This is a genomic window from Amycolatopsis sp. NPDC003865, from assembly GCF_053605345.1.
Genome location: NZ_JBSGJA010000006.1, coordinates 108,785 through 125,102, shown reverse-complemented (window position 1 = coordinate 125,102; position 16,318 = coordinate 108,785). Strand labels below are relative to the sequence as shown.

12 protein-coding genes are annotated in these 16,318 nt (G+C 72.8%); 9 read left to right on the top strand and 3 right to left on the bottom strand.

Features of this window, described 5'->3' with window-relative positions:
* Positions 1-47: 47 nt before the first annotated feature.
* Positions 48-1,448 carry a protoporphyrinogen oxidase gene (gene hemG / locus ACWEVP_RS16580; RefSeq protein WP_452063405.1) on the bottom strand — a complete coding sequence of 467 codons (1,401 nt, stop codon included), beginning with the start codon at positions 1,446-1,448 and terminating at the stop codon, positions 48-50.
* On the bottom strand, positions 1,445-2,515 hold the full coding sequence (hemE, locus tag ACWEVP_RS16575) for a uroporphyrinogen decarboxylase (RefSeq protein ID WP_452063404.1): 1,071 nt from the start codon (positions 2,513-2,515) through the stop codon (positions 1,445-1,447). Before hemE ends, hemG begins: the two co-directional genes overlap by 4 nt.
* Before the next feature lie 88 nt (positions 2,516-2,603).
* Here hemE and ACWEVP_RS16570 point away from each other — a divergent pair, with 88 nt between their 5' ends.
* The 4 genes from ACWEVP_RS16570 to ACWEVP_RS16555 all read left to right on the top strand — a co-directional run bounded on the left by ACWEVP_RS16570 (position 2,604) and on the right by ACWEVP_RS16555 (position 7,328).
* Positions 2,604-3,167 (top strand): DUF3000 domain-containing protein, encoded by a 564-nt coding sequence (locus tag ACWEVP_RS16570; protein ID WP_452063403.1) that lies wholly within the window; start codon positions 2,604-2,606, stop codon positions 3,165-3,167.
* An 854-nt stretch (positions 3,168-4,021) separates the two neighbouring features.
* Positions 4,022-4,738: a response regulator transcription factor gene (locus ACWEVP_RS16565; protein ID WP_033291604.1), complete on the top strand. Its 717-nt coding sequence runs from the start codon at positions 4,022-4,024 to the stop codon at positions 4,736-4,738.
* Positions 4,739-4,836: 98 nt separating this feature from the next.
* Positions 4,837-6,060 carry an HRDC domain-containing protein gene (locus ACWEVP_RS16560; protein ID WP_452063639.1) on the top strand — a complete coding sequence of 408 codons (1,224 nt, stop codon included), beginning with the start codon at positions 4,837-4,839 and terminating at the stop codon, positions 6,058-6,060.
* 110 nt (positions 6,061-6,170) lie between these two features.
* Positions 6,171-7,328, top strand: coding sequence for a toll/interleukin-1 receptor domain-containing protein (locus ACWEVP_RS16555; RefSeq protein WP_452063638.1), 1,158 nt, complete (start codon positions 6,171-6,173; stop codon positions 7,326-7,328).
* Here the strand turns inward: ACWEVP_RS16555 and ACWEVP_RS16550 are convergent.
* Positions 7,325-7,990 carry a TetR/AcrR family transcriptional regulator gene (locus tag ACWEVP_RS16550; protein WP_452063402.1) on the bottom strand — a complete coding sequence of 222 codons (666 nt, stop codon included), beginning with the start codon at positions 7,988-7,990 and terminating at the stop codon, positions 7,325-7,327. The genes ACWEVP_RS16555 and ACWEVP_RS16550 overlap by 4 nt on opposite strands.
* Positions 7,991-8,170: 180 nt before the next feature.
* Between ACWEVP_RS16550 and ACWEVP_RS16545 the strand changes: the two genes are divergently transcribed.
* From ACWEVP_RS16545 to ACWEVP_RS16525, 5 genes are read left to right on the top strand one after another with little or no spacing between them, the layout of a single operon-like run.
* Positions 8,171-9,640: an amino acid permease gene (locus ACWEVP_RS16545; protein ID WP_452063401.1), complete on the top strand. Its 1,470-nt coding sequence runs from the start codon at positions 8,171-8,173 to the stop codon at positions 9,638-9,640.
* 12 nt (positions 9,641-9,652) lie between these two features.
* Positions 9,653-10,486 carry an urea amidolyase associated protein UAAP1 gene (locus ACWEVP_RS16540; RefSeq protein ID WP_452063400.1) on the top strand — a complete coding sequence of 278 codons (834 nt, stop codon included), beginning with the start codon at positions 9,653-9,655 and terminating at the stop codon, positions 10,484-10,486.
* The gene (locus ACWEVP_RS16535; RefSeq protein WP_452063399.1) at positions 10,483-11,118 is read left to right on the top strand and encodes an urea amidolyase associated protein UAAP2; all 636 of its coding nucleotides are present in this window, start codon (positions 10,483-10,485) and stop codon (positions 11,116-11,118) included. The genes ACWEVP_RS16540 and ACWEVP_RS16535 overlap by 4 nt, the downstream gene beginning before the upstream one ends.
* Positions 11,115-14,642 carry an urea carboxylase gene (gene uca / locus ACWEVP_RS16530; RefSeq protein WP_452063398.1) on the top strand — a complete coding sequence of 1,176 codons (3,528 nt, stop codon included), beginning with the start codon at positions 11,115-11,117 and terminating at the stop codon, positions 14,640-14,642. Before ACWEVP_RS16535 ends, uca begins: the two co-directional genes overlap by 4 nt.
* Positions 14,639-16,234 carry an allophanate hydrolase gene (locus tag ACWEVP_RS16525; protein WP_452063397.1) on the top strand — a complete coding sequence of 532 codons (1,596 nt, stop codon included), beginning with the start codon at positions 14,639-14,641 and terminating at the stop codon, positions 16,232-16,234. Before uca ends, ACWEVP_RS16525 begins: the two co-directional genes overlap by 4 nt.
* The last annotated feature ends 84 nt before the right edge of the window (positions 16,235-16,318 follow it).

Here is a 16,318-nt window from a genome sequence, read left to right as displayed (position 1 = left end):
TGTCACCGCGGCCCCGGCAACGCTGCCACGGGGCCGGGTGAGCGCACTCACGCGGAAAGGTGCGCCGCGACCCGGTGGGCCGCCGCCTCGGCGGTCGCCACGCACGCCGGCAGCCCGACGCCGTGCAGGGTCGCCCCCGCCACCGCCAGCCCCGGCACCCCGGCGACCGCCTTCTCGATCCGCTCGACGCGCTCCAGGTGACCCGTGCCGTACTGCGGCAGCCCGCCGCCCCAGCGCGTCACGAGGGTCTCGATCGGCGCCGCCGTCACGCCGGTCAGCCGCGCGAGGTCGTCGCGGACCACGCGGACCAGCTCGACGTCGTCGGCCTGCAACGCGCCCAGCTCGCCGAACCGGCCCACCGAACCGCGGACCAGCACCGGCCCGGAGCCGAAGTGCGCCCACTTGCGCGAAGAGAACGTGAACGCCTTCGCCGCGTACGGCACACCCGAAGCGTCTCGTTCGCCCTGGCCGATGAGGATCCCCGACGCGTCCGGCAGTGACGTCCCCGGGGGCAGCGCCAGCGCCACCACCGCCATCGACGCCAGCTCGACCTCGCCGAACGCCGCCGAGGCCGCGGGCACCAGGTCGGCGAGCAGCCGCCGGGCCGAGGGCGCCGGCACCGCGAGCAGCACCGCGTCGGCCTCGACCGTGTTGTCCGCGGGCGCGTGCGCGGTCGGGTTCGCGCCGATCCGCAGCCGCCAGCCCGGTCCGTGCCGTTCGATGTCGCACACCGGCAGCCCGGTCCGCAGCTCGGCGCCGGACAGCTCGGTCAGCCGGTCGATCACCGTGCCCAGGCCGCCCGGGACCGTCCCGAACACCGGGGCCGCGGACGGGTTCGCGGGCAGCTGCGCCTTGGCGGCCGCCGTCAGCGAACCGGCGCCCGCGGCCACCGCCGCGGCCAGGCCCGGCATGGTCGCGCGCAGGCCGAGACCGTCCGCACCACCCGCGTAGACACCGCCGAGCAGCGGGTCGACGAGCCGGTCGACGAGCTCGTCGCCGAACCGCTCGCGCAGCAGCGGGCCCAGCGGGAGGTCGCCGCTCGGCAACCGCAGCTCGGGCAGTGACGGCTCGGCCTCGACGGCGCGCCGCCCCGCCTCCGACAGCACCCCGGCCACCGATTCCGCCGACGCCGGGACCCCCATGACGGTGCCGGGCGGCACGCCGGTGACGCTGCCCCCGGCGTGGATCTTCGCGCGGGCCTTCGTCGGGTTCACGACGTCGAGGCCCAGTTCGCGGACCAGCGCGAGCATCTCGGGGCGGCGGACGAGGAACGCCTCCGCGCCGACGTCGTAGGGAACGCCGGCCAGCTCGGCCGTGCGCAGCTTGCCGCCCGGGGTCTTCGTCTTCTCGAAGACCGTGATCTCGGCATCGGGGCCGAGCAGGCGGCGCAGCCGGTACGCGGCGGTCAGCCCGGAAACACCCCCGCCGACGACCGCGACCCGCTTCACAGCTCGTGCACCAGCCCGACCACGCGGGTCAGCACGTCCGGGTCGACGCCCGGCAGCACGCCGTGGCCCAGGTTGAAGACGTGGCCGTCGGCCGCCTTCCCCTCTTCGACGATCCGGCGGACCTCGGCTTCGAGCACCGGCCAGGACGCGTGCAGCAGCGCCGGGTCGAGGTTGCCCTGGACGACTGCGTGTCCACCGAGGCGCCGCACGGCTTCGTCGAGGGGGATGCGCCAGTCGACGCCGACGACGTCCGCCCCGGCGTCGCGCATCGCGGGCAGGAGCTCGCCGGTGCCGACGCCGAAGTGGATGCGCGGCACGCCGTACTCCGCGACGCCCTCGAGGACCTTCGCCGAGTGCGGCAGGACGAACCGGCGGTAGTCCCGCTCCGACAGCGCGCCGGCCCAGGAGTCGAACAGCTGGACCGCGTCGACGCCGGCGTCGAGCTGCGCGCGCAGGAAGGTCAGCGCGATGTCGGCCAGGCGGCCGGCCAGCTCGTGCCAGACCTCCGGCTCCGAGTGCATCAGTGCCTTGGTGTGCTCGTGGTTGCGGCTCGGGCCGCCCTCGATGAGGTAGCTGGCCAGCGTGAACGGCGCGCCGGCGAAGCCGATCAGCGGCGTCTCGCCGAGCCGCTCGACCAGGAGCCGCACGCCTTCGGCGACCTTGGCGACCTGGTCGGCGCCCAGCTCGGGCAGCGCCTTGACGGCGGCGAGGTCGCGCACCGGCGCCGCGACCACCGGGCCGGTGCCGGGGACGATGTCGATGTCGACACCCGCGGCCTTCAGCGGCACGACGATGTCGCTGAAGAGGATGGCCGCGTCGACGCCGTGCCGTCGCACCGGCTGCAGCGTGATCTCGGCGAGCATCTCGGGGTCGAAGCAGGCGTCCAGCATCGGCACGCCCTCGCGCAGCGCGCGGTACTCGGGCAGCGAGCGGCCCGCCTGGCGCATGAACCAGACGGGGGTGCGGGCCGGGCGTTCGCCGCGCGCGGCGGCCAGGAACGGGGCTTCGGGCAGCTCGCGGCGGCCGGACGGGGCGGCCTGCTGCGGCAGGGGCGTGGTCGGAGACATCGCCGTCAATCGTGCCACGAGCCGGGGACGGTGCTTCCATCGGCGCGCCTGCGCCCGCAACGGGGCGTGCCCGCCCTAAAGTCGAAGCGTGACCGCGATGACGCCAGTGCCCGAACTCTTCCGCGAAGCAGTTTCGGCGCTGCAGTCCGTCCGGCCCCGCCGGGAGGTGCTGCTGGAGCCGATGCGCCCGCCGCAGCGGCTCGCGCCGTGGTCGTACGCGGTCAGCTGCGAGGTGTCCGGGCCCGCGGACGTGCTGGCCTCGGGCCGGCTGGTCCTGCTGCACGACCCGGACGGCCAGGAGGGCTGGGACGGCGTCCTGCGGCTGGTCATGTACGTGCGCGCGGAGCTGGACCGCGAACTGGCGACGGATCCTTTCCTGCCGGCGGTGGGCTGGTCGTGGCTGACCGACGCGCTGGAGGTGTCGGGCGCGAGCTGGACGGCCCTGGGCGGCACGGTGACGGAAACGTCCTCGGCCCGCTTCGGCGACATCTCCGGCCCCGCGCGGACCGACGACCTGGAGCTGCGGGCGTCCTGGACCCCGACCGACGCGGGGCTGCTGCCGCACGGGCAGGCGTTCTGCCAGGTGATGGCGAGCGTCGTGGGCCTGCCGCCGGTCGGCGTGACGCTCTTCGGGCAGCGCCAGAGCTCCTGACCCCGGCCTTGCCGCCTCCGCGGCGCCGCGGTGCCGCCACCTGCTGCCGCGGCTCGCTCGCACGCCCCGGTCGCTCTTCCCCCGGTCTCAAACGTCTGGGGCCCCGGCGCGGACCCGGCCAGGCGGGCGCGGGTCGGCGTTCGGGCGATCTTCGGCGACGAAACGGCACCAGCGGGCCCGTGCCTCCCGGTCCGTCAGGAACCCCTTGTCCACATGTGAGCAAATCTCACGTCCACTGAACGCCGTTCACCCCGAACGGCCGTCCCCGGCGCCACCGGACGGACGAACCCGCCCTGCCCGGCACCCGGACCCGGCGGCACCCACCGCGCGGCTCTGAGGCCGTTTCACGTCTCCTCGTTCGTGACTCCGCGCCGTCACACACCGCAACAAGATCAACTAAGGGCGCGAAGGACCGAAAGTCGCCTCCGAACGCCACGGACAGTCACCGGATCAGAGGTCCACGGGGCTCGCCGGAGCCACGCCGGAGAGTTGATCACGCCCCGGCCGGGGCCACATTCCGACCTCCGGAGACCCCCATCCGGCCCCTGGTCACTAGGCGCACCGGCAGCTGCACACCTCATCTGCACGGCCATTTGGACGCCGGTAACTTCTTTGCATCGTGTTCGCTGGGCTATCCGTTAACAACCGGCCGTGTACTAGCCCGATCGTGTTACTACGAACCCACTGAGTGACTGTTCGTTTGAGATAGATACCCATTCGATCCCCCCGCAACGGCCTCCGGGCGGCTACAGTGCCTTCGACGACACCACTTTCGGTCTAAAGCTGGCGCGGCTGAACGGCCGAAGGTCCCGGTGCCGGTCGGGGGGCACGACCGACTCCAGGGAGGTAGTGACGTGGCTACCGTCGGCTTATCTCAGGCCGTCCGATCCACGCCAGCCGGCGCCTTGCCGGCGAGCATGGTTCCGCACCCGCGGGAAGAGCTTTTTTCCGTGTTGGTGGTCGATGACCACCCGCTGTTGAGGGAGGCAATCGCAGCAAGACTCGCACAGATGGGTGCGGGGACCGTCCACGAAGCCGCCACGGTGGCCGAGGCGAGGGCGCGAGCACAGGCCACCGGGCCTTGTGACCTGGCGATCCTCGATCTCGGACTGCCGGACGGCAGCGGCATCGAGCTGGTTACGGAACTCCGTAGCCACGGCTGGCCGCGCGTGGTGGTACTCGCATCCTCGGACGACCCGTACGCGGTCCGCTCGGCCTTCCAGGCCGGGGCCCAGGCGTACCTGCTGAAGTCCGCGTCGCCGGTCGTCGTGACCGATGGCGTGCGGCGCGTGCTCGAGGGCGGCGTCTACGCCGACCCGAGCGTGGCTCCGGTGCTGGCCACCGGGACCCGCGTCGCGGGCACCGACAACACCCCGCGCGAGCTGTCCGCTCGTGAGGTGGAGGTGCTCCAGCTGGTCGCCGACGGGCAGTCCAACAAGGAGATCGGCGAAGAGCTTTCGCTCTCCGCTCTCACCGTCAAGTCCCACCTGTCCCGGATCGGGCGCAAGCTCGGCACGGGCGACCGGGCCCAGATGGTGGCGCTGGCCATGCGGGCCGGCGTGATCCGCTGACGCAAGCAAACAGCCCCGCGGGGCGGGCGGACCAGGCGCGGTACGCCCGTCCCGTAGGGTCGTCGGTTATGGGAAGTGCAGAGGCCGAGGACACCGGGATGGAGATCGAGTCCACGGGCGGCCCTGTGCTGCTACGCGAACCCGCCGAGGGCACGCCCCCGGTGGTCGCCGATCCGATCGCGCTGGCCGAGGCCTGCGCGAAGCTCGCCGCGGGCACCGGCGCGGTCGCCGTCGACACCGAACGCGCGTCCGGCTACCGGTACTGGCCCAAGGCCTACCTCGTGCAGCTGCGCCGCGAGGGTTCCGGCACGGTGCTGATCGACCCGATCGCACTGGCCGACGACCTCCAGCCGCTGCGCGACGTCCTCAACGACCTGGAGTGGGTGCTGCACGCCGCCTCCCAGGACCTCCCCTGCCTCGCCGAGCTGGACCTGCACCCGGCGGCGCTGTTCGACACCGAGCTGGCCGGCCGGCTGGCGGGCTACGAACGCGTGGCGCTGGGCACGCTCGTCGAGCTGCTGCTCGGCTACACCCTCGAGAAGGGGCACAGCGCGGCGGACTGGTCGAAGCGGCCGCTGCCGGTCGACTGGCTCAACTACGCCGCCCTCGACGTCGAGCTGCTCGTCCAGCTGCGCGAAAAGCTGGAGGCGGAGCTGGGCGCCCAGGGCAAGCTCGAGTGGGCGCAGCAGGAGTTCGAGTTCGTCCGCACCGCCCCGCCGCCCGCGCCGCGGGCCGAGCCGTGGCGCCGGACCTCGGGCGTGCACAAGATCCGCAACCCGCGCGGGCTGGCGGCGGTCCGCGAGCTGTGGCAGGCCCGCGACGAGCTGGCCCGCAAGCGCGACCGCGCCCCGAGCCGCATCCTGCCCGACAGCGCGATCATCAACGCGGTGACGGCCGACCCGAAGACGGTCGAGGAGCTCCAGGCGCTCCCGGTGTTCAGCGGCCGGGTCCAGCGCAAGTACACGGCGAACTGGCTGCGGCACCTGCAGGCGGCCAAGGCGCTGCCGGCGAGCGAGCTGCCGTCACCGTCCCAGCCGACGGACGGCCCGCCCCCGGTGAACCGCTGGGCGGACAAGGACCCGGACGCGGCGGCCCGGCTGTCGGCGGCCCGGGCGGGACTGGCGGCGATCGCGGAGGACCGCCGGCTGCCGGTGGAGAACCTGCTGCTGCCGGATCTCGTGCGGCGCACGTGCTGGCGCCCGCCGTCGGAGACCGACGAGGAGTCGGTGGCCGCGGTGCTCCGCGCGGGCGGGGCCCGGCCGTGGCAGATCGAGCTGACGGTGACGGCGCTGAGCAAGGCGCTGCAGACGACGGCTTCCTGACCGGACAATTCCCGGACAGTTCCGGCGGCACCGCGAAATCCGTCCACGCCGGCTCTTCGGCTGCCCTATGCTGCGCCGCGCAATGCCGCGACACCGCCGAAGGTAGCTCGATGACCGATTTCGTGTCCGATCAGCCAGCCGTGCAGTGCTTTCTCAGCTTCACCCACGAAGATGACAGTTTTCTCAATTTCGTCACACCGCTCAAAAGCTCCCTGGAAAAGTTCTGCGCGTCCGCGCACGGCCGCAAGATCGAAGTGTTCGTGGACCGCGAGAGCATCGGGTGGGGCGAGGACTGGCGGACGAAGATCCAGGACGGGCTCAACGCCGCGATGGTGTTCATCCCGGCCATCTCGATGAACTACTTCTACGAGAGCAGCGCCTGCCGGGAGGAGCTGACCGCCTTCTACGCCAAGGCGAACGAGCTCGGCCTGACCCAGCTGATCCTGCCGCTGATCGTGCTGGGGCACGAGCTCATCACCGACCAGAGCGACGACGCCAACATCCGGATCATCGAAAAGCTCCAGTACGTCGACATCAAGCAGGCCGTGCTCGCCGGTGCCGGAACCGCGGAATGGCGGCGGACCATGGACCTGGTCGCCGACCGGTTGATCAAGGCGATCCGCTCCGCGGAAGCGACGCTGGAAAAGCTCAAGAAATGCGATCAGCTGCTGCTCGAGGGGTTCGCCCCCGAAAAAGACGGACCGGGCTTGCCGGAATACAACGAAAACCTCACCAAGATCGGGGAACTGCTGGAACGGCAGTTCGACGCGATCAGCCGGTCGCTGGACGACCTGGCCGACGAAATGCGCCAGGTGACCGGCGACGTGGCCGGCATGGCCCCCGACGCCATCAAGGCGCGGGTGGTGCGGGCCGCCGACACGATCAAGCCGATGGCGGTCACCATCCAGCAGGTCGGCACCGATTTCGAAGCCACCGTCGCCGAAACCGACTCGACGATCCGCTCGTACATGCGCCTGATGGACTCGCACATGACCCCGGAGCTGTTCGACCGGGCCCACCGGGAGTACGACGAGTTCGTCGAGATGCTCAACGGCCTGCTGCAACTGGACCTCCGGATCACCGAGTTCCTCACCCAGATCCGCCCGCTCGAAGCCATCAACGCCCCCCTGCGAGCGGCGATCCGGCCGTTGCGCGTCGGCGCCCAGTCGATCCAGCTGGGCACACGCACCATGCGGGAGCTGTCGCGGATCATCAGCGACCTGCTCATCGGCCGCCCCGCGCATCCCCCGCAGGGCGTCCTGCACTAACCGGCGAGCGTCGCCAGCAGCGCGTGCGCCTCGGCGCGCAGCTCGTCCGTCGGCTCCGGCAGGCCCACCAGCCGGACCACCCCGTCGGCCCCCTCGCGCACGTGGGCTTCGACGTCCAGCTCCGGGTCGTCGCGGCGGATCACCGCGATGCTCTCCACCAGCCCGAACACCAGGTCGGTCCGGATCGCCACCGCCTCCGGCGCGACCCCCGCCGCCGCCACCAGGCTTCCGTAAGCCGCCTTCAGCTCCGCCCGCTCCGCGCGGAAGCGGGCCAGGTTGGGCGAGGAGACCTCCGGCAGCAGGTACAGCGCGCCCAGGTTGTGGCGGGCGCCGCCGAGCAGGCCGATGTCGGCGTACGCCAGCGCCCACAACCGGACCGCGGCCGGGGCCGGGCCCGCGACGAGGCGGGCCGCGAGGTCCAGCGACGGCCGGACCGTCTCGGCCAGCAGCGCCGCGAGGATGTCCTCCTTGGCCGGGAAGTGGTAGTAGAGCGACGCCTGGCGCAGGCCCGCGCGTTCGGCGATCGCGCGCGTCGTCGTCGCCGCGTAGCCGGCGTCCGTGAACAGCTCGCCCGCGGCGTCGAGCACCGCCTGGCGCGCGTCCGGCCGGTTCGCCGCCGCGCCGCTCGCCCTGGGCCTGCCGACCCCCGCCCCTTTGACCACGGCGGTGATCTTGCCAGGTCCGGCGCCCGGACACCCGCACCGCGGTGTGGTTACCCCCGGATGTCGCCGTTGACGCCCCGCCGGCCGGGACGTTAACGAGCCGCTAACGCACCGGAGATCATCGCGTCGTGCCGCGGACCTAATTTCTGTCAAGCGATCGAAACCAGGTCAGGAGCCCGCATGACGCCACCCGACGAACTCGCCGCCTTCGGTTACCGCCAGGAGCTGCGCCGGTCGCTGGGCGGGTTCTCCGCCTTCGCCGCCGGCTTCTCCTTCGTCTCGATCCTCACGACCGTCTTCCAGCTCTTCGGGTTCGGCTACTCCTTCGGCGGGCCCCTCTTCTTCTGGACGTGGCCGGTCGTCCTCGCCGGCCAGCTGCTCGTGGCCCTGAACTTCGCCGAGCTCGCCGCGCGCTACCCGCTGGCCGGATCCGTGTACCAGTGGGCGAAGCAGCTCACCCGCGGCTTCCTCGGCTGGCTCGCCGGCTGGATGATGCTGCTCGGCTGCGTCGTCGCCCTCGCGGCCGCGGCGATCGCGCTGCAGGTCGTGCTGCCGTCGGTGTGGGACGGTTTCCAGCTCGTCGGCGGCGACCCGTCGGTGACTTCGCCCTCCGGCGCGGCCAACGCCGTCCTGCTCGGCACGCTCCTGCTCGTCTTCACCACCGTGGTCAACGCCGGCGGCGTCCGGCTGATGGCCCGGATCAACGACGTCGGCGTCGCGGCCGAACTGCTCGGCGTCGTCGTGCTGATCACCGGGCTCGGGCTGTTCGCCGTCCGCGGCCCGCAGGTCGTACTGCACGACGCCCCGGGCACGAGCGCCGGGATCGGCGGCGTGCTCGCCTCGGCGCTCATGGCGGCCTACGTGCTCTACGGCTTCGACACCGCCGCGTCGGTCGCGGAGGAGACGAAGAACGCGCGGAAGACAGCGCCGCGCGCGGTGCTGCGAGCCGTGCTCGTGTCCGGGATCGGCGGGCTGGCCGTCGTGGTCACCGCGCTGATGGCCGCGCCGAGCCTGACCGACGGGCAGCTCGCCGGGCACGGCCTGCCGTACGTGATCACCGCCGTCTTCGGCGACACCCTCGGCCGCGTCTTCCTCGCCGACGTCGCCATCGCCGTCGTCGTCTGCACCCTCACCATCCAGACCGGCACCGTCCGGCTGGTCTACGCGATGGCCCGCGACGGCGCGCTCCCCGCGGCCGCCCGACTTTCGTCGGTGAATCCGCGCACCGGGACACCGGTCGCGCCGGCCCTGCTCTCCGGCGGCCTCGCGATCGGGCTGCTGCTGCTCAACTTCGGCAACCCGACGCTGTTCAGCACGATCACCGGGACGTCCGTGGTGGTGGTCTACCTGGCGTACCTGCTGGTCACCGGCCCCTTGCTCGTCAAGCGGCTGCGCGGCCGGTTCCCCGCGGAGCCCGGCCGGTTCTCCCTGGGACGGTGGGGTGTTCCGCTGAACGGGGCAGCCGTGCTGTACGGGATCGCCATGATCGTCAACATCGCGTGGCCGCGCGCGGAGATCTACGACGTGACCGGTTCGGGCGCCCCCTGGATGCTGCTGTTCCCGATAGAGTTCGTCGGCGGCGCACTGGTGATCGGCTGGCTCTGCTGGCTGCGGCTGCGCCCCGCTCCCGCCCTCGAACCCGCGATCTGAGAGAGGACGTCCATGAGCACCACCGCCACCACCTACGGCGCCCGCGACCACGCCAGGGCCCAGGCCGGCACCGTGGTCGAAACGATGCCGTCGATCCCGGCGAGCACCTTCCCCACTCCCCCGCCCGGAGTGGCACCCGAGGCGCTGACCTGGGCGGAGGTCGTGGCCGGGGGCGGCTACACGCACAAGGCGCTGGCCCGCGGCACGCGGCTGCGGCTGACCGACGTCGAGGGCGACGCCTGCGCGCACCTGCTGCTGTTCAACGCCGACCAGCCGTGGGAGCGGCTGAACGTCGCGGACACGGTGAAGGTGCAGTGGAACGCCTACCTCGGCGAGAAGGTGGCGCTGCTGTCGGACCAGGCGCGGGTGCTCGCGACGATCGTCGCGGACTCCAGCGGGCACCACGACGCCCTGTGCGGCACGTCCACTGTGGACGGGAACACCGAGCGGTACGGCGACGGCGCCCCGCAGGGCCCCTCCCCCGCCGGGCTGCCGCTGTTCACCTTGGCGGCGGCCAAGAACGGCCTCGGGCCGCGGGACCTGCCGCCGAGCCTGTCGTTCTTCCAGGGCGTGCGGGTCCGCACCGACGGCGGCCTGGAGTTCACCGGCTCCGCGGGCAGCGGCAAGTCCGTCGAACTGCGGATCGAAATCCCGGCGATCGTCCTCGTCGCCAACGTGCCGCACCCGGTCGACCCGCGCCCCGGCTACACCGTGACGAACCTCGAGGTCCTCGCCTGGCGGGACACTCCGTCCACTCCCGACAGTCCGGAATGGACGCACTCGCCCGAAGCGCAGCGCGCGTTCGAGAACACCGCCGACTACCTGACCGCACGGGGGATCGCATGAGCACGGCCTACGAGTCCCGGCTGGAGCTGACCTTCGACGTCCCGGCGCGGGCGCCGTTCTCGACCGTGCTGAAGCGCGGCAGCGAGCTGGCGATCATCGACCTGGGCGGCAACCAGGCCGTCGACTTCCTCTGCTACGACGCGAACGACACGGCCAAGCGCTACAGCGCGGCGGCGACGATCGCCGCGCAGCGGAACATCTTCCTGACCACCGGCAGCGTCCTGCGCACCCAGGAGGGCGCGCCGCTGCTGACCGTCGTCGCCGACACGTGCGGCCGCCACGACACGCTGGGCGGCGCCTGCAGCAAGGAGTCCAACAGCCTCCGCTACGGCCAGCACACCCGGTTCCAGCACGCCTGCGTCGAGAACTTCCTCAGCGAGGGCGCGAAGTGGGGGCTCGGCAAGCGGGATCTCGTCAGCAACGTCAACTGGTACATGAACGTGCCGGTCGAAGAAGACGGCACGCTCGGCATCGTCGACGGGATCTCCGCGCCGGGCCTGGAGGTCCGGCTGCGCGCCGAGACCGATGTCCTCGTGCTGGTGTCGAACTGCCCGCAGATCAACAATCCCTGCAACGGGTTCGACCCGACGCCGGTCCGCATGGTCGTGACGTCCCCTGGGAGCAGCGAGTGAGGCTGCTCGTCGCCAACCGCGGCGAGATCGCGGTCCGGATCCTGCGCACCGCCCGGGAACTGGGTCTCGAGACCGTCGCGGTGTACTCCGACGCCGACCGCCTCGCCCCGCACGTGCGGCTCGCCGACCGGGCCGTGCGGCTCGGCCCGGCACCCGCCGCCGAGAGCTACCTGCGGGCCGGCGCGCTCGTGCGGGCCGCCCTCGACACCAGCTGCGACGCCGTCCACCCCGGTTACGGGTTCCTGTCCGAGGACGCGGCGTTCGCCCGCGCCTGCGAGGACGCCGGGATCGCGTTCGCCGGCCCGGCGCCGGAGCACCTGGAGGTGTTCGGCAGCAAGCACACCGCGCGCGAGGCGGCGATCGCGGCGGGTGTGCCGCTGCTGGCCGGCACCGGCCTCCTGGCCGATGTGGACGATGCGCTGGCGCGCGCGGAGGACATCGGCTACCCGGTGATGCTCAAGGCGACCGGGGGCGGCGGCGGGATCGGCATGCGCGCCTGCGCGACGCCCGCGGAGCTGCGCGAGGCGTGGGACAGCGTGCGCAGCGTGGCGGCCAAGAGCTTCGCGAACGCCGGGGTGTTCCTCGAACGGCTGGTGCGCCGCGCCCGGCACGTCGAGGTCCAGGTGTTCGGCGACGGCTTCGGCGAGGTGCTGGCCCTGGGCACCCGCGACTGCTCGCTGCAGCGGCGCAACCAGAAGGTCGTCGAGGAGTGCCCGGCGCCGGACCTGCCCGCCGCCGTGCGCGAGCAGCTCGTCGACTCGGCCGTCGCGTTGTGCTCGTCGGTGCGGTACCGCTCGGCCGGCACGGTCGAGTACGTCTACGACCCCGAGCGCGAAGAGGCGGCGTTCCTCGAGGTCAACACCCGGCTGCAGGTCGAGCACCCGGTCACCGAGGCGGTGTACGGCGTCGACCTCGTCGCCTGGATGCTGCGCCTCGCCCAGGGCGACCGCGCGATGTTCCGCGCGGTGCCGGTAGCACGCGGGCACGCCGTCGAGGCGCGGGTGTACGCCGAGGACCCGGGTGCCGGGCACCGGCCGAGCGCGGGCCTCGTCACGCACGTGGCCTTCCCCGCGGACGTCCGCGTGGACACCTGGGTCGAACCGGGCACGACCGTCACCACGCACTACGACCCGTTGCTGGCCAAGGTGATCTGTACCGCGACCGGCCGCGCGGCCGCGCTCGCGAACCTGCGGGAAGCGCTCGCCACGACCCGGGTCGACGGCGTGCGCACGAACCTCGGGCAGCTGCGGGCGGCGGCCGCCGACGCGGCGTTCGGGGCGGCGGCGCACGATACGTCCACTTTGGACGGTATTGCCGATGCGGAGCCGCGGATCGACGTCGTGCGCGGCGGGACGATGACGACCGTGCAGGACTGGCCGGGCCGCACCGGGTTCTGGCACGTCGGGGTGCCGCCGAGCGGCCCGATGGACGATCTTTCGCTGCGGCTGGGCAACCTCGCCCTCGGCAACCCCGAGGGAGCGCCCGGCCTGGAGTGCACTGTGGACGGCGTGACGCTGCGGTTCTCGCACGCCACCCAGGTGTGCGTCACCGGCGCGCCCACCGCCGTGCTCGTCGACGGCGCCGAGGTTCCCCTGTGGACACCGGTCGAGGTGCCCGCCGGAGGCACCCTGGACGTCCGGGCGTGCACGGCCGGGCTGCGCAGCTACGTGCTCGTGCGCGGCGGAGTCGACGTCCCGGCGTTCCTCGGCAGTGCGGCGACGTTCACCCTCGGCAAGTTCGGCGGGCACAGCGGCCGCGCGCTCGCCGTGGGCGATGTCCTGCGGCCCGGGCCCGAGCCCGCGGACCCGGTCGTCGGCCCGGTGCCCGACCGGCCGGAGTTCGCGTCGCACTGGACGATCGGAGCGCTCGAAGGACCCCACGCGGCACCGGAGTTCTTCACCCCCGAGGACGTCGACACGTTCTACGCCACCGATTGGCAGGTGCACTTCAACTCCGCCCGCACCGGCGTCCGGCTCGTCGGGCCGCGGCCGAAGTGGGCGCGCGCGGACGGCGGCGAGGCGGGCCTGCACCCGTCGAACATCCACGACACGCCGTACGCGATCGGCGCCGTCGACTACACCGGCGACCTGCCCATCCTGCTCGGCCCGGACGGGCCCAGCCTGGGCGGGTTCGTCTGCCCGGCGACGGTCGCCACCGGCGAGCGGTGGAAGCTCGGGCAGCTGCGCCCGGGCGACACCGTGCGGTTCGTACCGATCGACACCGACCACGCGGCGGTGCTGCGGCGGCGGCCGGCGACGGCGGTGGCGGCCACCCGGGACACCCGGCACGACGACGGTGTCCTGGGCAGGCACACCTCCGAAGGCGACGAGCCGTCGGTCACCTACCGCCGCAGCGGGGACGACAACCTGCTCGTCGAGTACGGCGAGCTGAAGCTCGACCTGGCGCTGCGGATGCGGGTGCACGCGCTCGGCGAGCGGCTGGCGGCCGAAGGCGTGCCCGGGATCGTCGACCTGACCCCGGGTATCCGGTCGCTGCAGGTGCACGTCGACCCGGACGCGCTGCCCGTCGGCAAGGCGCTGGGACTGGTCCGGGAGCTGGAGCGGGACCTGCCGCCGACGCACGCGCTCGAGGTGCCGAGCCGCAGCGTCCGGCTGCCGCTGTCGTGGGACGACCCGGCGACGCGCGAGGCGATCGAGCGGTACATGACCGGCGTGCGCGACGACGCGCCGTGGTGCCCGTGGAACATCGAGTTCATCCGGCGGGTCAACGGACTGTCTACTGTGGACGACGTGTACCGGACGGTGTTCGACGCGGAGTACCTGGTGCTGGGTCTCGGTGACGTCTACCTCGGCGCGCCCGTGGCGACGCCGCTGGACCCGCGGCACCGGCTCGTCACGACCAAGTACAACCCGGCGCGGACGTGGACGGCGGAGAACTCCGTCGGCATCGGCGGCGCGTACCTCTGCATCTACGGCATGGAAGGCCCCGGCGGCTACCAGTTCGTCGGCCGGACCGTGCAGGTGTGGAACAGCTGGCACGGCGGCGAGCGGCCGTGGAACCTGCGGTTCTTCGACCGGATCTCCTGGTACCCGGTGTCGGCGGAGGAGCTCCTCGAACTGCGGGCGCAGAGCTCGTCCGGGCAGCTGGCGCTCGACACCACCGACGGCACGTTCAAGCTCGCCGAGTACCAGAAGTTCCTGGCGGACAACGCGTCGGGCATCGCGGAGTTCCGGGCGACGCAGGCGGCGGCGTTCGAGGCCGAGCGGCGGGCGTGGGAAGCGGCGGGCGAGTTCGACCCGAAGCCGGAACCGGTGACGCGGCCGCCGAAGCGGGTCGAAGCCCCGCAGGGCGGGCACGTCGTCGAGGCGCCGTTCGCGGCGACGGTGTGGCGGGTGGACGTGACGGCGGGCGAACGCGTCGAGGACGCGCAGTCGCTGGTGACACTGGAGGCGATGAAGACGGAGGCGCGGATCCCCGCGCCGGCCGGCGGTGAGGTGGTCGAAGTGCTCGTGTCCCCCGGTGACCAGGTCGCCCCCGGAACGCCGCTGGTGGTGCTGGGATGACCTCCCTCGAAGAGCGGGTGCGCGCGGCCTACCGCCGGATCGAGCAGGTGGACCGGCCGGAGATCTGGATCGACCTCCGGCCGGAAGCCGAGGTCCTGGCCGAAGCCGCCGCGCTGGAAGAACGCGGCCTGCCGCTCTACGGCAAGCTCGTCGCGGTCAAGGGCAACATCGACGTCGCCGGGTTGCCGACGACCGCGGGCTGCCCGGCGTACGCGTACAAACCGGAGCTGGACGCGCCGGTCGTCGCGCGGCTGCGGGCGGCCGGGGCGCTGGTGCTCGGCACGACGAACCTGGACCAGTTCGCGACCGGGCTGGTCGGGACGCGCAGCCCGTACGGCGCGGTGCGGAACGCCGTCGATCCGGCGTACGTCGCGGGCGGGTCCAGCTCGGGGTCGGCCGTAGCGGTCGCCCTCGGCATCGTCGACCTGGCGCTGGGCACCGACACCGCGGGGTCCGGGCGCGTGCCGGCGGCGTTCAACGGGATCGTCGGGCTCAAGCCGACGCCCGGGCTGCTGCCGACGGACGGGGTCGTCCCGGCGTGCGCGAGCATCGACTGCGTGTCGCTGTTCGCGCGGACGGTCGAGGAGGCGTCGTTCGCGCTGACCTGCCTGGCCGAGCCGGCTCAGGTCCACACGGGACGGTTCCGGCTGGGCGTGCCCGCCGAACCCGGTCCGGTGGCGCCGGGGTGGGCGGAGGCGTTCGAGGCGGCCGTCGGGGAGTACGCCGCCGCGGGTGCCGAAGTGACCACTGTGGACACCTCGGCGTTCCTCGAAGCGGCACAGCTGCTGTACGGCGGCGCGTTCGTCGCCGAGCGGTACACGGCGGTCGGCGAGTTCCTGGAGGCGCACCCGGCCGACGTGGACCCGGTGGTGCACGGCATCATCACCGGGGCGCGGGACATCCCGGCGCACCGGCTGTTCGCCGACCAGGCGAAGCTGGCCGGCTTGCGCGCCGAAGCGCTGGCGACGCTGGCCGGCGTCGACGCGCTGCTGTTCCCGACGACGACCGAGCACCCCACGATCGCCGAGGTCGCCGCGGACCCGGTCGCCGTCAACGCGCGGCTGGGCCGGTTCACCAACTCCACCAACCTGTTCGGGTTGCCGGCCCTCGCGGTACCGGCGGGCACGGTGGCCGGGCGCCCGTTCGGCGTGATGCTGGTGGGCGCCCCGCACGACGACCTGAAGCTGGCGGCACTGGCCGGGTTGCGCGGCGAGCGGGTGCCGATCGTGGTGGTCGGCGCGCACCTGCGCGGCCAGCCGCTCAACCACGAGCTGACTTCGCGGGGCGGACGGTTCGTGTCCGCGGTTTCGACGTCGGCGTCCTACCGGTTGTTCGCGTTGGACACGGTGCCGCCGAAGCCCGGCCTGGTGCGGGTCGCGTCCGGCGGGGTCGCGATCGCGGCGGAGGTGTGGGACCTGCCGGTACGCGGCTTCGGCGAGTTCGTCGCCCGGATCCCGGCCCCGCTGGCGATCGGCAAGGTCGAGCTGGCGGACGGCGCCCGGGTGTCCGGCTTCCTCTGCGAGCCGGCGGCGACGGAGGGCGCGGAAGACATTTCGGCGAAGGGCGGCTGGCTGGCCCACCTCGGCGAGTGATAACGATCAGCCGAGGATCTCGGCACCCGTCGGATAACAACGCTCCCCTCGGGGCACGAGACCGCCGATGACCTCGGTGAGACC